The sequence below is a fragment of the Xenorhabdus entomophaga genome, from assembly GCF_037996725.1.
Taxonomy (GTDB): domain Bacteria; phylum Pseudomonadota; class Gammaproteobacteria; order Enterobacterales; family Enterobacteriaceae; genus Xenorhabdus; species Xenorhabdus khoisanae.
Genome location: NZ_JBBMXH010000214.1, coordinates 1 through 2,364 on the forward strand (window position 1 = coordinate 1; position 2,364 = coordinate 2,364).

Here is a 2,364-nt window from a genome sequence, read left to right on the forward strand (position 1 = left end):
TCTGGGGTACATCATATTTAGCCAATTGTTATTGAATCTGTCTTTATAGATAAAATCCTTGCCTGTGTTATAGGGCGGGTCGATATAAATCATCTTCACTTTCTTGTGATAAGACTTTTGCAGCAACTTTAAAACTTCAAGATTATCGCCTTCAATAAACAGGTTCTCTGTGGTATCCCAGTTCACGCTCTCTTCTTTACAGGGGCGCAGGGTTCCTGTTGATGGCGTTTGGGCAAGTTGACGCGCACGGGCTTTACCCTGCCATGTAAAGCGGTAGCGTTCTTCGGTCATCAGTGGAATACCCTGTGAGTTGTTGTTAATTGGTTTATAGAGTTGATAGTTAGGTGCAGGTAAGATGGTCAATCAAAAATCAACCAACCTAAATAAAGAAATTTATGAGCGAAAAAATATTCAATGACGTTGGTGCATACGCACTAATCGGACGCGCTGTCTGTCAGTTACTAGAGAAAAATTCACCAGTATGCGAGACCGACATCGCGTCAATCATGTCCGATATTTTTCTGGCAGAATATCAAGGCGGCCATGATGAGCGATGCGAGGCGTTTAATGACGCTGTGAAATTATTGACGGATATTAAAACCCATCGAACTCATCTTTCATGGGACTTACTCTATACTGATCGAGGTGTTGCTCGGAATGGTTAAAATCACATATAACATACTGATTCAGCAATGATATAGGTATTGACCAACCCCGATCGAGTTGTCAACTCTGAGTTGACTACGGGTAGAAATAGAAAAGCCCCACGTGATTAGTGAGGCTTTTATTTGCTTTCGGTTTTACTGCCCGAGCATAACATGAAACATATAGTTTTTAGGCGTATTTGTCAAATAATTTTCTCCTTTTTTATTTATATATAGAAAATATTTTTACTTTCTTGCCGACATAATGGAATAAAGCATATCCTCAGCGGCTTTATTCGCCCATCTGATTCGTCTTTTTGCTGAATCAAGATCAATGCCTGTTTTCCGAGAAAGGTCTTCTAAAATGTTTTGCGAGCTTTTGCAGTCCTTGTATCGTTTAATAACTACATCGCGAATTGGGTTATCGATTGTGAATATTTCAGTCATACACTTTTCAACAAATTCGGCGTCATCTTTTTCTTTGGCGAGGCGAAGTGCGCCGAGTGTTGATTTATTAGGCATAATGACTTCTTTCACTTTCTCTAATAACTCTTTTCCGGTGTAGCCTAATTTCGCATAATTAGTCATCACCAGTTTAATTGCGGCAGTCGTTCCATCATCCCAATTATCACGCACCATTAAGCGACCAATGACATTGATATTTCCACTTGGCAAATCATCACCCTGATTAGCGGCCCCCCATAGCATCAGCATATATCGCGTCCACGTGCGATCGGATTGAGTTATTTTTTCTACTCCTTTGCACCATTTCTGGCGGAGTTGATTCTCAGACCGAAAATAGACTAACTCCCTAAAACTTCCCTTTTTCATCTCACCCCCGGCAATACTGTGTGATAACTATCATTGGCAGTGCTAAACATAACCCTGACGCCAAGCATGACTTCCCCAACCACAATAGCTCGATCTTTGAACTGGATGATGTTGTAATCTTTGCCGTACTTTTCTTTTTTATGTCTGGCATCCTCAAGAGCCTCATAAAAGTCATCGAAGATAATGTTCACGCCGCCTCCTGCGCCCGTAACTCCTTGAGCTTCTGCTTATACTCATCCCTAATCGCCTTGCATTCCTCAATCGTCCAGCGATGGCGGTCGTGGTTGGATTCAATGGCGTCAACCTTTGTCAGACCGATACGCCGGATTAACTCCACCCTGTACGGAACCAGATTCCCTGATTTATGCTGATTACAGACAATGCACTGACGATGAATATTCCGTTCATCAAATCTCAGCTGAGGCGCTGCTGACGTTGTCCGGTAATGACCCGCATCCCATTGAGCAGAGGTGTACGTACCACAGGAAACGCACGGTAAATCGCGGTCTCGCTCTCTGATATAGGCATTTACGGCTTGCTGGGCTTGTTGAATCCAATAACTGCGGGGTTTTACTGCTAACTTGCGGGCTTTGAGTTTGTCACGGGCTAACTTCTGCTTAATTTCATTATCTTTCTTTCGTCGTCGTTCCAGTTCCTCTCGTTTTTTCTGTTCTTGCTTCTTACCTCTGGCTATTGCACATTGGATTGAGCAGGTATTTTGTAATTGCCGTTCTGGTTCATACTGCTCGCCGCATTCTTTACATTTCCGTTGTCGAAACTTTGCCACCTTATCCCCCTAACGCTATTCCCATAATCAGCATGAGCGCTGTCCAAAAGCCGATGAATAGTAGGTATTTCATTTAATTTGCTCCACATGCAGGCCATGTCC

At 42.9% G+C, this 2,364-nt stretch carries 4 protein-coding genes and 1 pseudogene; 1 reads left to right on the forward strand and 4 read right to left on the reverse strand.

From position 1 onward, the window contains the following. Window positions 1–321: pseudogene (locus tag AAC854_RS22155) on the reverse strand (hypothetical protein); the annotation flags it as partial. 185 nt (window positions 322–506) lie between these two features. Between AAC854_RS22155 and AAC854_RS22160 the strand changes: the two are divergent. Beyond that, window positions 507–665: a hypothetical protein gene (locus AAC854_RS22160; RefSeq protein ID WP_340618985.1), complete on the forward strand. Its 159-nt coding sequence runs from the start codon at window positions 507–509 to the stop codon at window positions 663–665. 225 nt (window positions 666–890) lie between these two features. Here the strand turns inward: AAC854_RS22160 and AAC854_RS22165 are convergent, their stop codons facing one another. The 3 genes from AAC854_RS22165 to AAC854_RS22175 are packed head-to-tail and all read right to left on the reverse strand — an operon-like array spanning window position 891 to window position 2,262. Further along, the gene (locus AAC854_RS22165) at window positions 891–1,475 is read right to left on the reverse strand and encodes a hypothetical protein (protein WP_340618986.1); all 585 of its coding nucleotides are present in this window, start codon (window positions 1,473–1,475) and stop codon (window positions 891–893) included. Beyond that, complete coding sequence (locus AAC854_RS22170; RefSeq protein WP_340618987.1) at window positions 1,472–1,666, reverse strand: hypothetical protein; 195 nt, start codon at window positions 1,664–1,666, stop codon at window positions 1,472–1,474. The genes AAC854_RS22165 and AAC854_RS22170 overlap by 4 nt, the downstream gene beginning before the upstream one ends. Further along, on the reverse strand, window positions 1,663–2,262 hold the full coding sequence (locus AAC854_RS22175; RefSeq protein WP_340618988.1) for a recombination protein NinG: 600 nt from the start codon (window positions 2,260–2,262) through the stop codon (window positions 1,663–1,665). The genes AAC854_RS22170 and AAC854_RS22175 overlap by 4 nt, the downstream gene beginning before the upstream one ends. Between the last annotated feature and the right edge of the window lie 102 nt (window positions 2,263–2,364).

Excerpts from the sequence above, each read along its gene's own strand:
- AAC854_RS22165 (WP_340618986.1), bottom strand. The coding sequence starts at position 1,475 with ATGAAAAAGGGAAGTTTTAGGGAGTTAGTCTATTTTCGGTCTGAGAAT.
- AAC854_RS22160 (WP_340618985.1), top strand. The coding sequence starts at position 507 with ATGTCCGATATTTTTCTGGCAGAATATCAAGGCGGCCATGATGAGCGA.